We start from the raw sequence: 19,252 nt of genomic DNA on the forward strand, positions 1-19,252 counted from the left end.
AGCCTATAGATTTCTAAGATATAAAAATAATAAGTGGAGATGCCGAAAATCCAGTAAAGAGTAGGTCTAAAATTAATATATTTATGTTAATACCAAATTTTAATGATTACAAACAGATTCAAGGGAATATTGTAGATTATTTAGAAATTAATAAATCTCGTTTTAAAATTGTATGTGGGGGGTGTAGTTGTGTATTTCCTCCGCTTGGTATAAAATGCTTTTTAATTTTCAATAATAATAATTTGCTAATAGACAGAAGTTATTAGAATGCATATTTGATTATTCAATAGCAATCGTATAGTTATAATAATTTTAATCTTAAGCGCTCATAGATAAATTATCGTAATTTAAAATGGATACTTTTATTGTTATTAAAAATATTGTTGAGTTTATTGTTTTAATAATAGGAGGGCCTATCACAATAATTCAGATTATTTTATTAATTAGACAATCAAAAGAAAGAAGTGATTGGAATAGAAAAGATGTTACTTTTAAATATATGAATTTATATACAAAAGAGTTAAAGGAAATTAATACAACTCTTCTTGGTAAATTGGATTTACTTTATAAAACCAATAAGATGAATCCTAATTTAGAAAATCAAATTAAAAATTTCCTTTCTGATGAAAAGAAGAGAGTAGAGATATTTAGTATTGTAGCATATTTTGAAGAATTAGGAATTGGAGTTAGATGTAAATATTTTGATTCTAATATTGCAAAAGAATATATGTATCTCACGACAATAAAAACATATCAATCTTTAAAATATTATTTTGAATATCGGAAAAAAGAAATCGGTAAACCTATTGCATCAAATTTCAAGATGCTAGCTGAAAAATGGGAAAACGAAGAGCAATTTTCATAGACAATATGGAATTAGAAAGATGATGAAAAAATAAAGATATATTCAGTATTTTATACTTTGTACAGAAAAGCCGGGAGTTCGTGTAATAGGCGGGAAGATGTTTTTTTAATCGGGAAGAGTGGTTTATGTTTGTCTTGAAAATAAAATTGAAAACCTATGAATAAATTAAAATTTCTTGCGTCGATATTTTTGTTTGTGTCGATGGTGATGGGAAAGACTGTTACTGCCCATGATTTTTCTGTAACTGTTTTCGGCGGGAATAAGCTATTCCTGAATGTTACGGATACATTGAAAAAGACTGTTGAAGTAACTTATGAAGGAAGTGTTTCAGAAAATCATGAACACTTGCCTGAAGGAATGTTGTACATCCCTGAAACTGTGAAATATAAAGGGCAAACTTATACGATAACTGCGATAGGTCCGAAAGCATTCAGTGAAGCATTGGGACTTGAGGGGGTTGTCTTACCTGCTTCGCTTTCTAAGATTGAGGCTTTTGCCTTTGAAGGATGTACGGGACTGAAAAGTATCGTTTATCCCGGTTCGCCGGTCTCTGTCGGGGAAGGAGCGTTTTTTAGATGCGACAGAATTGAATCGGTTTCTTTCGGCAGCGATTGGATTTCTGTGAATCTTGCTCCTTATGTATGGAGTGATTCGTTGAAGGAAATAGAGGTTCCGGCAAAGGTAAAAAAACTGACTAATTTAAAAGCGCTGAGATCTTTGGAGAAAGTATATGTAAGTATTAATAATCCGATGTATTCTTCTAACGACGGTTTGCTTTATTCCAAAGATTCCAAAATACTTTATGCGGCTCCTTGTGCCTATCGGGGCAGCATTGTCGTACCCGAAGGTACGGAAACCGTTTTTGAAGGAGCCTTCTCCGGCTGTCTCTATGTGGAGAACATTGATTTGCCCGGGACCATCAAGCAACTTTCCTATTTGGAATTTATCCGGGCTGTAAATTTAAAGAGTATTACATTAAAGGCGAAGGAGCCGATAAATACAGCAAAACATGGAGATGTATCCGTATTTGCACTCGGTCTGCCTTCTCCGGGTATAGTGATTTATGTACCAAAACCGGCTTATAATGCTTATTGTACTGCAATTTGTCATGAAGCGGGTGCATACGAGAATATAAACGGGAAACAGAGAGAAATATTTGAAAACCCGGTTTTCGCGACGAAAGAAAATATCAAAAAAATAAAATGATCATGAAAAAAAGTATTGTTTTCTTAGTTTTTATAGTTCTTGCCATCGTGAATATAGCGCAGACGAACAAAACGGATTATTCTTCGGCCTTGAGATTAAAATCTCTTGAAAACAAAGAGGCAAAACTGACAGCAAAACTGGACAGTTTGAAAAATGTAACGATTATGGATACGAGTCCTTGGGCATTGGAACGTAAGAAAATAATCCGGGATTCCATGCTGTTGTCAGTGAAATCGGAAATAATTACTGTACAGCTCGAACGAAAAGAGATCAAGGCTAAACAGAGGACGTCGGTGTCGAAATGAAAATCAGGAAAGAAAAGATTAATTGGAAGCAGGTTGTGCTCGGTCGTGTCCCCGGAATATTGCTGGGAACAAGGGGGGCTTTTACGGATGCTTTTGCTGCAGGGGAGAGCAAGGTCATCGGAGAGCATCATCTTGATACGGTATCGGATGAAATGTCATTCGGAGATGCTTTTGCCGCTGCACGGGCCGAATTGGGGCAGGGAGGTGTTTTTGAGTGGAGGGGCAATCTGTATGCGACCGATACGATAGAGGAGTGGAATGCGTCCCATCCTCAGGAAGACAATCAGGATGAAATACCGGTGGAACAGGATGTGGATGAGAATGAAGTGGTAATATTCGGAGAAGCTGATGCGGAAGATTTTTCCGAAATAATGGTGATTGATACGGATGATGACGGGTGCGATGATTTTGCAGATATTCTGGACAACATGGACTTTACGGATGCGGAATCGTATGATTCCGATTTAACGGATGACGGGTGTAGTAACGATATTATATAATAAATGATGAAACGGGTTGTTGTTATTGTGTTTTTTGCTTTGCTGGGAGTTGTGGCAAAAGCTCAAAGTATTTATTTGGTGGCTGTCGGTATTGCGGATTATCCCGGGACACAGAACGATTTGACTCTTCCGGTGAATGATGCCAAGGCCATTTATCGGCTGTATCAGAAGCATTTCAATGCCAAAGCTGTTCTTATTACCGATGAAAGGGCGACGAAACAGCATATTCTGAATCAGGCCGGCAGGCTTTTCGCACAGGCGAAAGATGAGGATATCGTTATCTTTTTCTTTTCGGGACACGGTTATCCGGGAGGTTTTGCCATTTATAATGATTATTTGGATTATGGGGATGTACGTTCGTTGTTTTCTGTTTGCAAGGCTGCTAACAAGATGATTTTTGCAGATGCCTGTTTCTCCGGAGATATCCGGGAAAATAAAAGGGATGTCTCTTCCCGGAATCAGGGAGTCATGCTTTTCCTTTCATCGAGAGACGATGAATTTTCCATTGAAAATCCAAGTATGCGAAACGGTTTCTTCACGGCATGTCTGTTGCGTTGCCTGAAAGGAGGTGCGGATGTGAATCACGATAGAATCATCACGGCCAAAGAGTTGTTTACAGAGGTGAGCAAAGGGGTTCGTAGACTTTCAGGAGATATACAACATCCGGTGATGTGGGGAAATTTTGATGACAATATGCCTGTAATGAAATGGTAGCTATGAATAAGATAAAAATTAAATGTCCCCATTGCGGGGCAACTCTTACGGTTGTGGATACGCCTGCCAATGCAGGGAAAAGTGTAAAATGTCCGAACTGCAGTGTAAAAAATCGGTATGAAAATTTTAAGCGAACGGATTCCGATAAATGCGATGATGAGACAAGAATCAAGGGAATTCAGGGAAAGAATGGGGATGAAACTGTCCATGCAGGCAAAAAAGACCGTGTCGGGAAATTGATGGATGAAACGACCGGGAAGGAGTATTTTTTGCAAGAGGGGACGAATCTGATAGGCCGGATGACATACCAGACAGCCCCCAAAGCGAGTGTCCCTATTGTAACGGACGATATGGGATTTAGCAGGGCGCATCTGTATATAGATGTGATATTGGCAAAGGATGGAATGTACCATTATTACGTTTATAATGCTTCTAATCAGAATCCGACTTATATCAATACGAACGAACTTATGAATACGGATAAAATCGGATTGAAAGAGGGGGACGTTATTTCCGCATCCAGGACGCGGCTTCGGCTTGTGAAATCGGCAGCGCATTACGGAGTGAAATCTGCCGGCAGTTTTAATAATGATGATAGTACTGACTTATGAAAATACATAACAAAACTTTATCGCTCCATGAATTGGGGCAAAGAGATAATCAGGAAGACAGCATCTGTCCCGAGGCAAGCGTAAAAGCCTCCACATCCGATTTTTATATTCTGTGTGACGGGATGGGTGGGCATGAATCCGGCGAGGTTGCCTCGCAGACTGTGTGTGAAGCGATGAGCAGGTATATTGAATCGCATAGGCGTGAAGACGGTCTGTTTGAAGAGGTGGATTTCCAGGCAGCCTTGGATGCCGCTTACGATGCCCTGGATGCCAAGGATAACGGTGCGGCAAAGAAAATGGGTACGACCCTTACTTTCGTAAAATTTCATCGGGGAGGATGTTTTGTGGCGCATATCGGAGACAGCCGTATTTACCAGATCCGTCCGTCGGAAAAAAGAATTGTTTTCGTAACGAAAGATCATTCTTTGGTGAATGACCTGATAGCCCTCGGGGAACTTTCACCGGAAGAAGCCAAAACTTCCAAACAAAGGAATGTGATTACACGGGCAATGCAGCCCAATCAGGAGAGGCGGACAAAGGCGGATTGGGTGAATCTGACGGATATAAAGGCGGGTGATTATCTGTACATGTGCAGTGACGGTATGCTGGAAACGACGGAAGACCGGGAGATTGTCAATATAATTTCCATGAAGCGGCCGGATAGTCGTAAAATAGAGATTTTGAAAGGAGCCACGAAAGACAATAAGGATAACCATTCAGCTCATTTGATCCGGATTACGGCTACAGAAGACGAGTCTTTTGGACAGGAATCGGCAGACGAAGTATCGGGAGCAGGAGAACAGGAAGAGGAAGTCGACGAGCGTCCGGTCAGGAAGCGTCCGGTTATTTGGTTTGTTATGGTATTGATATTGATTGTCGCGGTAGCTTATTTTTATTATAAATGAAGTAGTTGTATGTTATAAAAAGTGTATTATGAAAAAAGAGAAGAATTTTCAATCGAATCAGGGTGAGGAAACAGTATTGGATAACAAATCCAAACCAGTGGAAAAAACTAAAAAGAAAGATAAGATAGCCTGGAAGAGTTGCCTTGTAGGAGGTATTCCCGGTATAATACTCGGGGCTGCCGGTGTGTTTGCCGGAAATGAGTTGGCTGCTGCTGAAGTAGCAGATGATCAACAGGCAACTTTAGAGCCGGACGATGCGGGTGCGGAAATACATGATGTTGCCCCTGTTGCCGGGTCAGTCAGCGACGATATGTCGTTTGCGGAAGCATTTGCGGAAGCTCGTCATGAAGTCGGACCGGGAGGAGTGTTTTCATGGCATGGTCAGGTATACAGTACTTATACACAGAGTGAGTGGGAGGGAATGAGTGAGGAGCAGAGACATGAATATTCCGATTCTGTGGCAGAGGCGGATGTGAAACCGGACCCTTATACACCGGAGGAGGCTGGCGAAACTTCGGGTGACGAAGTCGTTTCGGTAGAAGAAACTCCTGCAGAAGAAGCTCCTGCAGAGGAGACACCTGCAGAAGAAACCGGAGACAACGATGATGATGTGATTCCGGTTGAAACGACCGAGGACGGAACGGAGACTGATGTACAGGTTGTGGCAGTCAATGAAGTGGAGTTGGAAGATGGAGGATCGGGATATGTCGGAGTGGGTCAGGTAGACGGGCATTATGCAGAGTTCCAGGATGCGGACGGTGACGGTGTGGTAGACCAGATAGGGGTGGATAGTAATGATAACGGAGTGATAGAGGCGGATGAAGTTGTTTCTGTAGAAGGGGAAAATATTCAAATCTCGGATTTGGCGGATATTGTCGCAACGGAAGAGCAAATCCCAATGCCTGATGACGATCTGTATACGGATATGCCTGATTATACGAATGATGCGGATATCAGCAGTCTTTGTTAAAATAAACAAAAATTGAATATGTTGACACAGCATCTTTCTGCAGGGACGGTTTTGCAGGGCTCTGTTTATCGTTATACGATAAAAAAAGTTTTGGGTCAGGGGGCTTTCGGTATCACTTATCTGGCAACGACGGAGGTGGAGGGTCCCCTGGGCAGGCTTCCCATGAATGTGGCGTTGAAGGAATTCTTTGCAAAGGATCTGAACGGGCGCGGCGAGGACGGATCCGTCCGGGAGGTATCTTCCGACAGCATTGCCAGTCGGTACGGCAGGGCTTTTCAACGCGAGTCTCTCAACCTTTCGCACATGAGGCATCCCGGCATCATCCGTGTATTGGAATCTTTCGAGGCCAATAATACCTACTATTATGCCATGGAGTATGTCGATGGCGGTTCGCTGGATTCGTACATACTTTCCAAGGGTAGGCTGTCGGAAAAGGAGGCTGTGGATTGTATCGGAGCCATCGGTTCAGCCTTGTCCTACATGCACGAACAGAAGATGCTTCATCTGGACCTGAAGCCGAAGAACATCATGCTTCGCACGGACGGCAGCCCGGTTTTGATAGATTTCGGCTTGTCGAAACAGTACGATTCAAGCGGCGAACCAGAATCGAGTTCTACGATCGGTTTGGGAACGCCGGGTTATGCTCCCATAGAGCAAGCGAACAGTTCTTCCGGTCGTGATTTTGCAGCGACATTGGACATTTATGCATTGGGAGGGACTTTTTACAAGATGCTTACGGGTAAGTCTCCGGTGGACGCCTCGATAATACTGAACGACGGCTTTCCTGAAGATGAGTTGCGAAACAGCGGTGTGTCTAATAAAAGTATAGAGGCGATAAGGCGTGCGATGTCCCCTCAACGTAAGAGTCGTCCTCAGAGCGTTCAGGAGTTTTTGTCGTTGCTGGACGGCGGTCGTCCTGCATCGTCGTCGGTTCCGGCAGCGGACGAGGAAACGAAGGTCAACACCGGACTTAAGCGGGATTCGTCATCAGTTTCAGTTTCTTCTTCTCCGAAACGCAGTTCTCATATAGGTTTGTGGATAGCTTTGTGTTTATTTGTCTGTGTTGGAGTTGTGTCGTTTTTGCTTTTAATGCCGGGAAAAACATCAGCGCCGACACCTCCAGCAGTTCCAACGGGGACATTGAAAATCAGCAGTGTTCCTTCTGGAGCAGTGTTGTGGTTGGACGGTAAAAATATGGAGAAATCAACGCCCCTGACGGTAGAGAATCTTTCGGCGGGCGTTCATCAGGTCGTATTGAAACTGGATGGTTATGAAGACGGCGTAAAAGAGGTGGCAGTTTCTTCTTCAGCGCACATGGAGTGTAGTGTAACTCTGAAGAAGAAAGTATCTTCTGTTGAACCTCCGGTTGTTCAGCGTGGCACGTTGAAAGTGAGCAGCACACCTTCGGGGGCATCGATTTGGTTGGACGGCAAGAACACGGGCAAGACGACTCCGGAAGTTCTGGAGGATTTGTCTGTCGGTAAGCATACGATAGTTTTGAAGCTTTCGGGCTATCAGGAATCCAGCAAGTCCGTTAGTGTTGTTTCTTCCCAACGCGGAGATTGTCGTGTGGATTTGGTCAAGGAGCCCGAGGTTGTCCGGACCGGCACGTTGAAAGTGAGCAGTACTCCTTCCGGTGCCTCGATTTGGTTGGACGGCAAGAACACGGGTAAGACGACGCCGGAAATTTTGGAGGATATGGCAATTGGCAGCCATAAGATCGTGTTGAAGCATGAGGGTTACCAGGACGGCGCAAAGCAGGTCAGTGTCTCTTCGGGCAAGCGTACGGAATGCACCGTCGCATTGACGAAGATACCCGAGCCTGCCAAACCTTCAACCCCTCAGAATTATACGGAGACGGCTTTGGGAGTCAATATGAAGATGGTCTATGTTGCTGGCGGCAGTTTTACGATGGGAGCGGAGCAGGGGAGCGATAGTGATGAGAAGCCTGCTCATCAGGTGACTCTTTCCGGTTACTACATCGGTGCTTATGAGGTGACTCAGGGACAGTGGGAGCAGGTGATGGGCACATCCGTTACCCAGCAGCGAGATAAGGTAGGTTCAGGTTGGCCTCTTTATGGTGTAGGTTCAGACTATCCGATGTATTATGTTAGTTGGGATGAGGCACAGACATTTTGTCGTGAACTGAGCCGCCTTACGGGCAAGCGCTATGTTTTGCCTACGGAGGCGCAGTGGGAGTACGCCGCAAGGGGTGGCAACAGGAATGAGGGGACGGAATACAGCGGCAGCGATGCCGTCGATGTCGTGGCTTGGTATTCTAGTAATAGTGGTTCTTCTATTCATCCTGTAGGAACGAAACGTCCGAACGCCTTGGGATTGTACGATATGTCGGGGAATGTTTATGAGTGGTGTGCGGACTGGTACGGTTCTTATCCGACTACCTCTCAGACGAATCCCACGGGTCCTGTGTCGGGCTCTAGCCGCGTTTTGCGCGGCGGTAGTTGGTACTACTGGGCGAGGAGCTGCCGGGTGTCGGATCGGCATGAACGCTTTCCGAGCAAGCGCAGTGGCAGCGACGGCGGCGGCTTCCGCGTGGTGTGTCTTCCTTAGTTTATGGTAGTCATTTTTATAGGCGTGAATAAATGAATCCAATATGTTGGCACAGCATCTTTCAGTAGGTTCGGTATTGCATGGCGTAGCTTGTCAGTACACGATAAAGAAAGTTCTGGGTCAGGGAACTTTCGGTATCACGTATCTGGCAACGACAGAGTTAGAAGGTCTCCTGGGCAGGCTTCCGGTGAACGTGGCGTTGAAAGAGTTCTTTGTGAAGGATTTGAACGGGCGTAGCGAGGACGGTTCTGTCCGTGAGGTATCTTCCGACAGCATCGTCAGCCGATATGGCAAAGCTTTTCAGCGGGAGTCTCTCAACCTTTCGCACATGAGGCATCCCGGCATTATTCGAGTACTGGAATCTTTCGAGGCCAATAATACCTACTATTATGCCATGGAATATGTCGATGGCGGTTCGCTGGATTCGTACATTCTTTCCAAGGGTAAGCTGTCGGAGAAGGAGGCGGTGGATTGTATCAATGCCATTGGTTCTGCCTTGTCCTACATGCACGAACAGAAGATGCTTCATCTGGACTTGAAGCCGAAGAACATCATGCTTCGCACGGATGGCAGTCCAGTTTTAATAGATTTCGGTTTGTCGAAGCAGTACGATTCAACTGGCGAACCAGAATCGAGTTCGACAATCGGTTTGGGTACTCCGGGCTATGCTCCCATAGAGCAGGCGAACAGTTCTTCCGGTCGTGATTTTGCAGCGACATTGGACATTTACGCTTTGGGAGGGACTTTTTACAAGATGCTTACGGGTAAGTCTCCGGTGGGAGCTTCGATAATACTGAACGACGGCTTTCCTGAAGATGAGTTGCGAAACAGCGGTGTGTCTGACAGGAGTATTGCGGCGATAGAGAAGGCGATGTCCCCTCAACGTAAGAGTCGTCCCCAAAGTGTGCAGGAGTTTTTGTCTTTGCTGGACGGCGGTCGTCCTGTGGCATCTGAAGTTCCGGCAGCGGACGAGGAGAAGCAGATAGATTCTGTTGTCGGGTCGTCCTCCGCTTCTCCTGCCGTTCCCCGTCGGAAATTCCGTTTGGCGTTATGGTTGACCTTGTGTCTTTGGTCGGTTTTGGGAGGAGCTTTTGCCGGTTGGTACTTTATGGGCGGCGAGGAATCCTTGCTTTCAAGCGATGTCGTTGTTTCGGACGGAGGAAGTCCTTCTCCTGTCGCTCCGCCAGTGCAGTCGGGTTCATTGAAAGTGAGCAGTACACCTTCTGGAGCCTCGATTTGGATTGACGGGAGGAACACGGGCAAGACGACGCCAGAAATTTTGGAGGATATAGCAGTCGGTAGTCATAAGATCGTATTGAAGCATGACGGTTATCAAGACGGCGCAAAGCAAGTCAGTGTCTCTTTCGGCAAGCGTACGGAATGCACCGTCACATTGACGAAGATACCTGAGCCTGCCAAACCTTCGACTCCCCAGAATTACACGGAGACGGCATTGGGTGTCAATATGAAGATGGTCTATGTTGCTGGCGGTACTTTTACGATGGGAGCGACACTGGAGCAGGGGTATGATGAGGGGTATGATGCTTGGAATCGTGCGAAACCGACTCATCAGGTAAGTCTTTCCGGTTACTACATCGGTGCTTTCGAGGTGACTCAGGGGCAGTGGGAGAAGGTGATGGGCACATCCGTTACCCAGCAGCGGGATAAGTTAAGTTCAAGTTACTCTCTTTTTGGTGTCGGTTCAGACTATCCGATATATTATGTGAGTTGGGATGAGGCTCAGGCATTTTGTCGTGAGCTGAGCCGCCGTACGGGCAAACGCTATGTTTTGCCGACGGAGGCGCAGTGGGAGTATGCTGCAAGGGGCGGAAACAAGAACGAAGAAACAAAGTATAGCGGTAGCTGGTCTATAGACGCGGTGGCTTGGTATGATGGTAATAGTAATTCTTCTACTCATCCTGTAGGAACGAAGCGTCCGAATGCTTTGGGATTGTACGATATGTCGGGGAACGTTTGGGAGTGGTGTGCGGACTGGTACGGTTTTTATCCGAGTACTTCTCAGACGAATCCTACGGGTCTTTCTTCGGGCTCTTACCGAGTGAATCGCGGTGGTAGTTATGACGTCGATGCGGGGTACTGTCTGGTGTCGCTTCGGCGCTCCGATTCTCCGAGTTTTCGGAGCAGCCTTGTCGGCTTCCGCGTGGTGTGTCTTCCTTCGCTTTAGGCAGTCATTCCTTCTCCTGTATCAAGCTAACGACCGCAGCGTGATGAAGTATGCAAGCGCTAACGGAATGGAGTCATTCCGGCGACTGCCGTCTGAAAAGGAGCAGAAAATAAAAATGATAGAGAAATGAATAGATATAAATTTTTGATATGCTTGTTCCTGTTTTGGGGATTTGGGGCGAAGGCTCAGGTTTGGAGAGGTGTTTATGAGCATCATGATTTCAAGTGTTATAAGTTGGAAACGGCGGGTTATCCGACGATATTGGCGGCTAAGACGTGTACTTCCAGTGCGTTTGGAACGCAAGAATGGATAAAGTTGAAGATAAAATCTCCTTTTGATTGGGGAATGGGGGTGAGTGACGGTAAACTTGCTATTACGATGTTTGATGCGCAAGGTGAAGTAATTTGGACAGACAATATGTGTTATACCTTGGGAAAAGACAGTTGGGTTTATTATGATGTACTCGTGAATAACGGGAGACCGAAATGCGATATCTGGCTGGTTTTCTATGAACACAATGATTTCGGACAGCGAGGTGGTGCAAAGAAGACATTGAAATTGAACTTGTTCAAATTGCCAGTGGCGAGTCTGCCGATGAACTACAATATGCAGAGCTATTGGTGACAAAGTTAGAGGCAAGTTCGTTTTTGTTTTTGATAATATTTAGGAATAGTGGAAAAAACGTAAAAACTGACTTTTTGAAAACATTCCAAATTGCCCCTCGTGGGAGTATAAAAAGTTGTTTGTTCGCGGAGGGTGAACGAAAAAATTTAGTTAGTGTCAAAATTCTAATTAAATCGGGAGACCATGTCCAATACCCACATCAAAATGAACAAATTGAGAACGTTTGTACGAAAAACAGCCTGGTTAAAGACGATCGCTGGCTTGCCGTCACACCTTTCTATTTCCTCGTTGTAATCAGCAATGCTCTTTTTCGTTGCCAGCTTTCTTCTCTGCAATAAACGCCACTTCTTCGGCTTTCCGTCTCCAGCAACCGATGATACTCTGCACTTTTGTGATAAGGAAGAGCAGGAGCAAGCCCTTTGCATTCACCGTAAACCTAAAATCAAATTGAACGGAATCGTGCCTGCAACTCCTCTATTCTCGAGATTAGTTGCTCGAATGTAAAATGTTCACCGTATATCATGGACTCCTGCATGGCCTTGTAGTCATCTTGCCATACTTTCAGCACCTCCTTGGGAGGCAATAGGACGATACGTTTGCGTATGTCGGGCGTATAGTCCACATCCTTGATAGAAGTGAACAGTTCTCTATGGTGGTGAATGGCGCTCCATAATTCGTTATCGCTGACGGCTTTTTGCGCAAACGGTTCGTCCATCATTTTCATCAGATCGTAAAGATGGCGCGATTTGCGGTTTGCATTGCGGCAACCGTTGGTGGTAAACAACTCGTGAAGCAGGAATGACTTTTCCAAAAAGGTTTTTCCCGGTACGGACGAGATGATATCCACATCCGCAACAGTAGTATCTATCGAAGAATTTTCACTTACCAAAGACTTTACTTGTGCCTTGGCGGTAGGCTCGAACAACGACCTTGCGCCAATTTCCAGCAATACTTCGGATTGTAGATAATCTGGACCGGTATTTTCAAAGACCGATTCGTAAGCTATATGCACCTTGCGTGGTTCTGGATAAGTCGCATCCCCTTCGCCGTCCGGATCTGGCGTTATTGTGCAATGGTTGGATAGCCCTTTTTCATTGACGACTCCCTGCAAATCCGCAGCAAAGACCTCCTTGACAAACAGCGATGATGCCTTGCGCAGTTTCTTCAGTTGTTTTTTGGTCAGGTCGCCTTCCAAACCGAAAACACTTCGGTCAATGGCAAGGTCGATGTCTTCTGAGAACCTGGAAATCAAATTCCACACTTTGCTCAAGGATGACCCGCCTTTGAATACTAGCTTGTCTGCATACGGCAATGTATAAACCGCTTGAAGAATCCCTGTCACCCAAATATCCTTTTCTATCGCCTTGGGGTCATCTATACCCAGGCGCAGGCTGACTTGTTCGTAGATGGTGCGGCGCATATCCGCTGGAAGTTGCAAGAATTTATTCATATGCTTTCAATATTATGGAACGAATCCAGCCCGGCACAAGTTTCAAGTCCTCGGCAATCTGCTCTTTGGGTTCATTGGACAATAGTTGCTTGATACGATTGAGCTGTTCCTCGCTCACGTTGCCTTGCCCCAGCCTTTGGAGGGCAAATGTAATCAGCATAATAAGTTCCGATTTGAAATTGAGCCGTTTGGGTACGACACGCTTGAAGAGAATACCTCTGCCGTTATATATCTTTATTCTTCGGGATGTGCCATCGGTGAAATAGACCGCATTCATCGGCACTTGTGTGGAAAGTCCGAGTTTGTTCAATGCGGCATCACCGGTTGGTACGATACGACATTTGTCTCTTTGGGCAATGGCCTGTGCGACATCATCCACGCCGGGGTACACGATTCCGAAGCCGAATTCAGTGTCGATTTTCGGTTTGCAATAGATGCCTCTTGCAAGCCGGATTATTTTTCCGGACAGTGTGATACGCTCAAAAACCTTGTTGATGGTCTTTTGCTCTCCCATATCCGCAAAATTACTTGCAAATAGTATAGTACCGTGCTTTTTTCTATTTATGGTAGTGAGTATCTTATTATCAATGCTTTGTTTTGTCATTTCTATTGGGATTTTGTCGTAAAAAACACATTTTTTTACGACATTATTCTATTGCAAAAGTACAACGTTTCACCCAACCGCCCAAACAAATGGATGATTTTGTTTCTATTATCGGAAAATGGTTTCAATGTGAATTTTTAAAGAGTGATATATTTCAAGATGTCTTGCTTTATTATTATTTTTGTGTCAAAGAAAGTTGAAAAACAGCAATGCGGAATACAGAAATCAGCACGCTGTTGAATCGGTGGAGGGCGAGAGTTGTGTTATTTGAAAATATTGATTATCAGATAAATTGTAGAATCTAGGTGAATCCCAGCTGGATCACAGAGAGAAGTAAGATGTAATCAATAAAAATGGAGAAAATCTTTCTAAATGAATATTTTAGGAAGGTTTTTTCTTTTTTACTTATCTACCGCTATTAAAGGTCTAAACGAATTACTGTGATTCCGGCACCCCCTAATTGTACTTGTTCGTCTGCGTAAAATGCAACGATTGGGTTTGTGCTTAGGGATTGGCGTATGATTTGTCGGAGAGTGCCAGTACCTGTGCCGTGTAATATTCTCAAATCTTTGATTTCCAGCATAACGGCTTCGTCAATGAAATCGGTTACTTTCTGTAAAGCTTCTTCTCCTCGCATGCCTCTGATGTCTATTTCCGGTTTGAATGCCAAGCGTTTTTGACTTAGATTTTCCCGAAAAGCAGACCAGGTAGTCGTTGTAGTACTTTGTCTTTTTAGTTTTTTTGCCTGGTTGGCAGATATTTTTTCTAATCGACTTACTTCTACAATGGATTGTATGTTTCCTAAAGCAATGACAGCATTTTTATCCTTGATTTCTATGATTTCTCCGGTAGCTTGATTGGGTAGTTTAACAAAATCCCCTTTTTGCAAGCTTATGGGAGTGGGGGAGGTTGTTTGCGTTGCGGAAGGTTGTTTGTGAGATTTACGTTTTTCCCGCCTTTTGATTTTTTCTATTTTTTGTTGCAGGCGTTTTTCTTCCTCCTCGTTTGTTGAAAGTTTAAGTTGTGTTTCTTGCAGTTTCTGACGGGCGAGTTTTGTTTTTTCTTTTTCAGCCTGGCTCTCTTTGATTTGACGGATTGTATTCTCTATAGTTTTATTTGCCTCACTAATTAAACTTTGTGCTTTTTCTTTAGCTTCTCGGATGATTTCTTTTCGGAGACGTGAGGTTTCACTGAGTTCATTACTGTACTTTTCTACGACTTCATCCAGACGTTTTTCGTTTTCATGTATTTTTTTTCTTTTTTCTTCCCAATAACGCTTGTCGCGGGCTATTTCTCTCAGATTTTTGTCGTAATTAATGTGGTCTTGTCCGATTTTTCCGGCAGCTTCGTCTAATATTTCTTTAGGAAGGCCGATTTTTTTTGCAATTTCAAAAGCAAAAGAAGAGCCGGGTTTGCCTATTTGCAGTTCAAAAAGGGGTAGCATACGGTGGCTGTCATAAAGCATGGCACCGTTGGCAATACCTTGAGTAGAGGAGGCAAAATGCTTGAGGTTGGTGTAATGAGTCGTAATAACGCCTTTTACTTCCGAGTTGTTAAGAGCGTGCAAAATAGCCTCTGCAATGGCTCCCCCTAACATAGGCTCCGTTCCGGTACCGAATTCATCAATAAGTATAAGGGTATCAGGGTCACTGTAACGGAGGAAATTTTTCATATTTATCAGGTGAGAACTGTATGTACTTAAATCATTTTCAATAGATTGTTCATCACCCATATCGATTAATATATTTCGGAAGATACCGAATCGGCTGTTTTCATGAACAGGAACAGGTAGCCCGCACTGAAACATGTATTGAAGCAGTCCGGCAGTTTGCAGGCAGACAGATTTGCCTCCGGCATTGGGACCGGAAATCAAGATAATTCGTTGTTTGTTATTTATTTCAATGTTTAGGGGAACTATTTTTTTTTCTGTTCCTTTGAATGACAAAAATAAAAGAGGGTGTTTCGCTCCATGCCATTGCATTTCTGCTTGTTCTGAAAAAACAGGGGAAATGGCTTCAATGGAACGGGAAAATGTTGCTTTGGCTTGAACAAAATCAATGAATGCCATGAAATCGTAAGCCGGAATTAAATCATCGATATAGGGACGGATATCATCAGAGAATTTTCGTAAGATACGGTTAATTTCTCTTTTTTCTTCCAGTTGTAATTCTCTTATTTCGTTATTGACTTCGATAATTTCAGCAGGTTCTATGTAGGACGTTTTTCCTGTCGCGGATTCGTCATGGACGATGCCATTGATACGCCGTTTGTAGGCAGCAGGTATCGGAATGACCATTCTGCCGTCCCGGATGGATATGGCACTGTCTTTGTCTGCCCAGCCTTCAGATTGGGCTTGTTGCAATAATGTCTGCATTCTTTTGGAAATACCGGATTGCTTTTTTAGCAATTGTTGCCGAATATTTCCTAATTCAGGAGAGGCACAGTCTTTGATACTGCCATGTTTTGAAACGATGGAATCTAAACGTTGTAAGATATAAGGGAAGAGGCGTATCGAAGATGCTTTTGCCGTAAGTCGGGGATATATGTTATGCTTGTCCTTAAAAAAACGTATTATAGCAGATAGAGACTCCAAAGAATTTTTTAGTGAAATAAGTTCTGGAATTTCTAAAAACAATCCTTCTATCCGGATTTTATTTAAAAACGGACGGGCATCGGCATAAATATTTCCTGAAAATTCGTCTTCCTGAAGGATACGTATAAACTCTTGTGTTTCTTCCTGTTGTTCACGTATATGGGATACTTGATCTGAAAAGCACATGGAGTCGGTTAATTCCTTCCCCATGCTGCTTTGACAGTATCCTTTTATTAAGTAGCGAATTTTATCGAATTTTATTTTGCATTCAAGATTGTCCGGATAAATCACTGCTATTTATTGTTTTTTTACAATTACATTGCCGGAAATCGTCAAATTTGTTTCCGGGTTTTTTGGGTCATTTGTGATAACAGTAATTGATTTGTATTGTCTTCCCGATTTTCCAGAGGAATTAAATGTAGCCCGGATAACAGTCTTTTGGCCTGGAGCAATCGTGTTTTCTCCCAGTGTGATAGCCGTACACCCGCAACTGGCTTTAGTCTTGCGAATAATAAGTGCGGATTTACCTTGATTTTCAAGAGTAAAATCACAGTCTACTTTTTCTCCTTGATTAATTTCACCGAATTCAATAGTGTTTTTATCAAAGTGGGCAACGGGAGCATTTTCCAGATCCTTTTGGCTAAGTTTACTGAAATCTTCAACAATATTGGCTGTTACGGTGAGACGATTGGTATATGAATTATCTTCATCGAATTTTAGAATAACCGAATCAAACGTGTAGCCGTAATCGTTTTTAGCTTTAGTGTCATAAGTCAGCACAAGCATCCCTTTTTGATTGGGGTCAATTAATTTTGGAAAAACCTCCACTTTTATGTATGAGGGAGTATACCGAGTGGAAACCGCTACGGCTTTTTCTCTTGTGTTATAAAAATAAAGAGTATCCATTTTAGTTAATCCGATAAATATTTTTCCCAGATTAATATTATTATCCTTGAATTTTACTCCGGAGAGATCAGTTTTATAGCGTAATGTCGGTTTTTTCGGATTGTCAATAATATTTCCGTTAACCTGTAGCTGTTCTCTGGAATTTTGTGCATTGGATAATACAGTAATGGAATAATTGAAATTTTCAGGCATATCCATCGGAAGAAAAGAAATACGTATTTCTTCAGATTGGTTAGGCAGAATCGGAGATTTATTCCAATCAGCACTCATTCTGGGGAATGAGGGGAGAATCCGAGAAATAATGACTGGTTTGGTACCTGTATTTTTCACTGTAAATGTTACAGTCGTTTGCGTATCATCCGCTTTCAGATTTGAGAGATGAATCTCTTTATTTTCAAACGTCAATATTCCGGATTGAGCCATGATGCTACCGGCAAAACCTAATAAAAAGAATAATAAGATTGTTTTCATGAATCAAATTTATTCGCTTGTTTACTGAATTTCTCCACTCAATTTATAAGAAACAATTGTGTTTTTAGGATCATTCAGTGTAAATGAAATGATTTTTACTTTTTTGCCCGGTTGATCATCGGTTTTCAGTGTGACATTTACTTTAGCTTTTTTACCTGGCTTGATAACAGTGCGGGCAGGTATAGCTGTCACTGTATTGTCGGATGTTTTTATTTTCCGGATGATTAAATCGGATTTACCGTCATTTTGAATATAAAATTCATGTTTTTTGGTCGCATTTTTATCTAATATGCCTAATTCCGCAGATTTCTCGGCGAATGTTGCAACCGGAGCTTCTTCCGGATTGATTTTAGAAAAATCTTCTTTAATATTGGCAACAATACTAATTTCTCCTTTTGCTTCAGGAGATACGGAGACGTTGATTTTATCGGATACAATACCCCAGTCTTTTTTTGCGTCTGCATTATATTCTATGGAAATTTTACCTTTTTCCCCTTTTTTTAATGTTGCTGGGATTACCGTTGCTGTTAAATAATTAGCATTTGAGTTTACGTTTACATTTACATTTACGGGCTGTTCTCCTGAATTGATAATATCAATATCTTTTTTGACAATGGCCGTATTATTGATACTGCCTAAATTCAGTTGGTCGGAAGTTATTTTTAACGTTCCTACCGTATAACGGAAAGCGGCATAAGGATCTGCCGGTTTAGATGTTACCGTACCGTTGATGGTTACAGAAGTAACAGCATTGGAAGCATTGGAATGAATAGTAACGCTTTTATTAAAGCGTCCCGGGCGGTGACGGGGGTCATAGCTTACTTTTATGGAACCGGTTTCTCCCGGTGCAATAGGTTGACGGCTCCAGGACGGGGTCGTACATCCGCAACTAGCCCTTACATTATTTAAAATTAAAGGGGCATCTCCCGTATTTTTAAAAACAAAATCATAAACGGCGGCTCCACCATTTTCACTAATAGTTCCAAAATCGTGGGAAGTTTTTTCAAATTCAATTTTAGCTTTTTGACTGAATGCAATCAAAGGAATAATAGTCAAAAATAAAAACAATAATTTTCTCATCATTAAAAATTTATATTAATAAACGCATTACTGTGTAAAATCTTACAAAGATAGGAATAATATGGGAAAAACAATGTAAACTTTTCAATTCTTTTACTTTTCGACCTTAATTCTTTGGGAATTCGCTGTAGATTCTCCCATTTTTTTGCATACTTCTTACGATTTCGAGCGAATGTTGGGCGAATGATAAGAAAATACCGATATATCTATTTTTTGAAGATATTATTTGTTTGTTCAGGAATAAAAACTACCTTTGCGCCGTTTATAAAATATTTTAATTAAAAATTGGTAATTATGTATTTGACAGCTGAAAAGAAAGAAGAACTTTTTTCACAATACGGAAAGTCTAATAAAGATACCGGTTCTGCAGAATCTCAGATATCTTTATTTTCCTACCGTATTAATCATTTGACTGAACACTTGAAGAAAAATCACAAAGATTTTGCAACCCAAAGAGCGTTAATCAAGTTGGTAGGAAAGCGCAGAGCTTTATTGGATTACTTGAAAAGAAAAGATATTGAAAGATATCGTTCTATTATTAAAGCGTTGAATATACGTAAATAAGTATATAGTATGAACAAACCCGGGTATTCCCGGGCTTGTTTTATATTATACCCCTCACCTTCATATCTCCTCAAAAGCAGAAATAATTGTATGTTTCTGTCTAGTTTAAAGAAGAATTTCGTTAAAAT

The 19,252-nt window shown here is 42.6% G+C and carries 18 protein-coding genes; 12 read left to right on the top strand and 6 right to left on the bottom strand.

Annotated elements, in window-relative coordinates; all coding sequences use genetic code 11:
* Positions 1–352: 352 nt before the first annotated feature.
* The 11 genes from NFR61_RS02690 (at position 353) to NFR61_RS02740 (ending at position 11,456) form a co-directional block, all read left to right on the top strand.
* Entirely contained in the window at positions 353–865 is a 513-nt protein-coding gene (locus tag NFR61_RS02690) for a DUF4760 domain-containing protein (protein WP_251620330.1), read from the top strand.
* A 156-nt stretch (positions 866–1,021) separates the two neighbouring features.
* On the top strand, positions 1,022–2,071 hold the full coding sequence (locus NFR61_RS02695) for a leucine-rich repeat protein (RefSeq protein WP_251620331.1): 1,050 nt from the start codon (positions 1,022–1,024) through the stop codon (positions 2,069–2,071).
* 2 nt (positions 2,072–2,073) lie between these two features.
* The gene (locus tag NFR61_RS02700; RefSeq protein ID WP_251620332.1) at positions 2,074–2,376 is read left to right on the top strand and encodes a hypothetical protein; all 303 of its coding nucleotides are present in this window, start codon (positions 2,074–2,076) and stop codon (positions 2,374–2,376) included.
* Positions 2,373–2,876, top strand: a complete 504-nt coding sequence (locus NFR61_RS02705) for a hypothetical protein (RefSeq protein ID WP_251620333.1) — start codon at positions 2,373–2,375, stop codon at positions 2,874–2,876. The genes NFR61_RS02700 and NFR61_RS02705 overlap by 4 nt, the downstream gene beginning before the upstream one ends.
* A gap of 3 nt (positions 2,877–2,879) precedes the next feature.
* Entirely contained in the window at positions 2,880–3,590 is a 711-nt protein-coding gene (locus NFR61_RS02710) for a caspase family protein (RefSeq protein ID WP_251620334.1), read from the top strand.
* Between the two features lie 2 nt (positions 3,591–3,592).
* Positions 3,593–4,201, top strand: a complete 609-nt coding sequence (locus tag NFR61_RS02715) for an FHA domain-containing protein (protein WP_251620335.1) — start codon at positions 3,593–3,595, stop codon at positions 4,199–4,201.
* Positions 4,198–5,106, top strand: a complete 909-nt coding sequence (locus NFR61_RS02720) for a PP2C family protein-serine/threonine phosphatase (protein ID WP_251620342.1) — start codon at positions 4,198–4,200, stop codon at positions 5,104–5,106. The genes NFR61_RS02715 and NFR61_RS02720 overlap by 4 nt, the downstream gene beginning before the upstream one ends.
* A gap of 28 nt (positions 5,107–5,134) precedes the next feature.
* Entirely contained in the window at positions 5,135–6,076 is a 942-nt protein-coding gene (locus tag NFR61_RS02725; protein ID WP_251620343.1) for a hypothetical protein, read from the top strand.
* An 18-nt stretch (positions 6,077–6,094) separates the two neighbouring features.
* The gene (locus NFR61_RS02730; RefSeq protein ID WP_251620348.1) at positions 6,095–8,647 is read left to right on the top strand and encodes an SUMF1/EgtB/PvdO family nonheme iron enzyme; all 2,553 of its coding nucleotides are present in this window, start codon (positions 6,095–6,097) and stop codon (positions 8,645–8,647) included.
* Positions 8,648–8,690: 43 nt separating this feature from the next.
* Positions 8,691–10,832 (top strand): SUMF1/EgtB/PvdO family nonheme iron enzyme, encoded by a 2,142-nt coding sequence (locus tag NFR61_RS02735; protein WP_251620353.1) that lies wholly within the window; start codon positions 8,691–8,693, stop codon positions 10,830–10,832.
* Between the two features lie 126 nt (positions 10,833–10,958).
* Positions 10,959–11,456 (top strand): hypothetical protein, encoded by a 498-nt coding sequence (locus NFR61_RS02740; protein ID WP_251620354.1) that lies wholly within the window; start codon positions 10,959–10,961, stop codon positions 11,454–11,456.
* A gap of 294 nt (positions 11,457–11,750) precedes the next feature.
* Here NFR61_RS02740 and NFR61_RS11155 read toward each other — a convergent pair whose 3' ends face one another.
* The 6 genes from NFR61_RS11155 to NFR61_RS02765 all read right to left on the bottom strand — a co-directional run bounded on the left by NFR61_RS11155 (position 11,751) and on the right by NFR61_RS02765 (position 18,563).
* On the bottom strand, positions 11,751–11,885 hold the full coding sequence (locus tag NFR61_RS11155; RefSeq protein WP_277613046.1) for a hypothetical protein: 135 nt from the start codon (positions 11,883–11,885) through the stop codon (positions 11,751–11,753).
* A gap of 13 nt (positions 11,886–11,898) precedes the next feature.
* Complete coding sequence (locus tag NFR61_RS02745) at positions 11,899–12,906, bottom strand: nucleotidyl transferase AbiEii/AbiGii toxin family protein (RefSeq protein WP_251620360.1); 1,008 nt, start codon at positions 12,904–12,906, stop codon at positions 11,899–11,901.
* The gene (locus NFR61_RS02750) at positions 12,899–13,510 is read right to left on the bottom strand and encodes a DUF6088 family protein (protein WP_251620362.1); all 612 of its coding nucleotides are present in this window, start codon (positions 13,508–13,510) and stop codon (positions 12,899–12,901) included. The genes NFR61_RS02745 and NFR61_RS02750 overlap by 8 nt, the downstream gene beginning before the upstream one ends.
* Positions 13,511–13,928: 418 nt before the next feature.
* Complete coding sequence (locus NFR61_RS02755) at positions 13,929–16,394, bottom strand: endonuclease MutS2 (RefSeq protein ID WP_251620364.1); 2,466 nt, start codon at positions 16,392–16,394, stop codon at positions 13,929–13,931.
* Between the two features lie 6 nt (positions 16,395–16,400).
* The gene (locus tag NFR61_RS02760; protein WP_251620366.1) at positions 16,401–17,480 is read right to left on the bottom strand and encodes a DUF1573 domain-containing protein; all 1,080 of its coding nucleotides are present in this window, start codon (positions 17,478–17,480) and stop codon (positions 16,401–16,403) included.
* Positions 17,481–17,501: 21 nt separating this feature from the next.
* Positions 17,502–18,563: a DUF1573 domain-containing protein gene (locus tag NFR61_RS02765; RefSeq protein WP_251620368.1), complete on the bottom strand. Its 1,062-nt coding sequence runs from the start codon at positions 18,561–18,563 to the stop codon at positions 17,502–17,504.
* A gap of 291 nt (positions 18,564–18,854) precedes the next feature.
* Here NFR61_RS02765 and rpsO point away from each other — a divergent pair, with 291 nt between their 5' ends.
* Positions 18,855–19,124 carry a 30S ribosomal protein S15 gene (gene rpsO / locus NFR61_RS02770; RefSeq protein WP_251620377.1) on the top strand — a complete coding sequence of 90 codons (270 nt, stop codon included), beginning with the start codon at positions 18,855–18,857 and terminating at the stop codon, positions 19,122–19,124.
* Positions 19,125–19,252 lie beyond the last annotated feature (128 nt).

Source organism: Odoribacter lunatus (assembly GCF_943193135.1).
GTDB classification, from domain to species: Bacteria; Bacteroidota; Bacteroidia; order Bacteroidales; family Marinifilaceae; genus Culturomica; species Culturomica lunata.

Bases quoted from the DNA above. Each gene is read 5' to 3' on its own strand.
- NFR61_RS02690 (WP_251620330.1), top strand. From the start codon at position 353: ATGGATACTTTTATTGTTATTAAAAATATTGTTGAGTTTATTGTTTTA.
- NFR61_RS02695 (WP_251620331.1), top strand. From the start codon at position 1,022: ATGAATAAATTAAAATTTCTTGCGTCGATATTTTTGTTTGTGTCGATG.
- NFR61_RS02700 (WP_251620332.1), top strand. From the start codon at position 2,074: ATGAAAAAAAGTATTGTTTTCTTAGTTTTTATAGTTCTTGCCATCGTG.
- NFR61_RS02705 (WP_251620333.1), top strand. From the start codon at position 2,373: ATGAAAATCAGGAAAGAAAAGATTAATTGGAAGCAGGTTGTGCTCGGT.
- NFR61_RS02710 (WP_251620334.1), top strand. From the start codon at position 2,880: ATGATGAAACGGGTTGTTGTTATTGTGTTTTTTGCTTTGCTGGGAGTT.
- NFR61_RS02715 (WP_251620335.1), top strand. From the start codon at position 3,593: ATGAATAAGATAAAAATTAAATGTCCCCATTGCGGGGCAACTCTTACG.
- NFR61_RS02720 (WP_251620342.1), top strand. From the start codon at position 4,198: ATGAAAATACATAACAAAACTTTATCGCTCCATGAATTGGGGCAAAGA.
- NFR61_RS02725 (WP_251620343.1), top strand. From the start codon at position 5,135: ATGAAAAAAGAGAAGAATTTTCAATCGAATCAGGGTGAGGAAACAGTA.
- NFR61_RS02730 (WP_251620348.1), top strand. From the start codon at position 6,095: ATGTTGACACAGCATCTTTCTGCAGGGACGGTTTTGCAGGGCTCTGTT.
- NFR61_RS02735 (WP_251620353.1), top strand. From the start codon at position 8,691: ATGTTGGCACAGCATCTTTCAGTAGGTTCGGTATTGCATGGCGTAGCT.
- NFR61_RS02740 (WP_251620354.1), top strand. From the start codon at position 10,959: ATGAATAGATATAAATTTTTGATATGCTTGTTCCTGTTTTGGGGATTT.
- NFR61_RS02745 (WP_251620360.1), bottom strand. From the start codon at position 12,906: ATGAATAAATTCTTGCAACTTCCAGCGGATATGCGCCGCACCATCTAC.
- NFR61_RS02750 (WP_251620362.1), bottom strand. From the start codon at position 13,510: ATGACAAAACAAAGCATTGATAATAAGATACTCACTACCATAAATAGA.
- NFR61_RS02760 (WP_251620366.1), bottom strand. From the start codon at position 17,480: ATGAAAACAATCTTATTATTCTTTTTATTAGGTTTTGCCGGTAGCATC.
- NFR61_RS02765 (WP_251620368.1), bottom strand. From the start codon at position 18,563: ATGATGAGAAAATTATTGTTTTTATTTTTGACTATTATTCCTTTGATT.
- rpsO (WP_251620377.1), top strand. From the start codon at position 18,855: ATGTATTTGACAGCTGAAAAGAAAGAAGAACTTTTTTCACAATACGGA.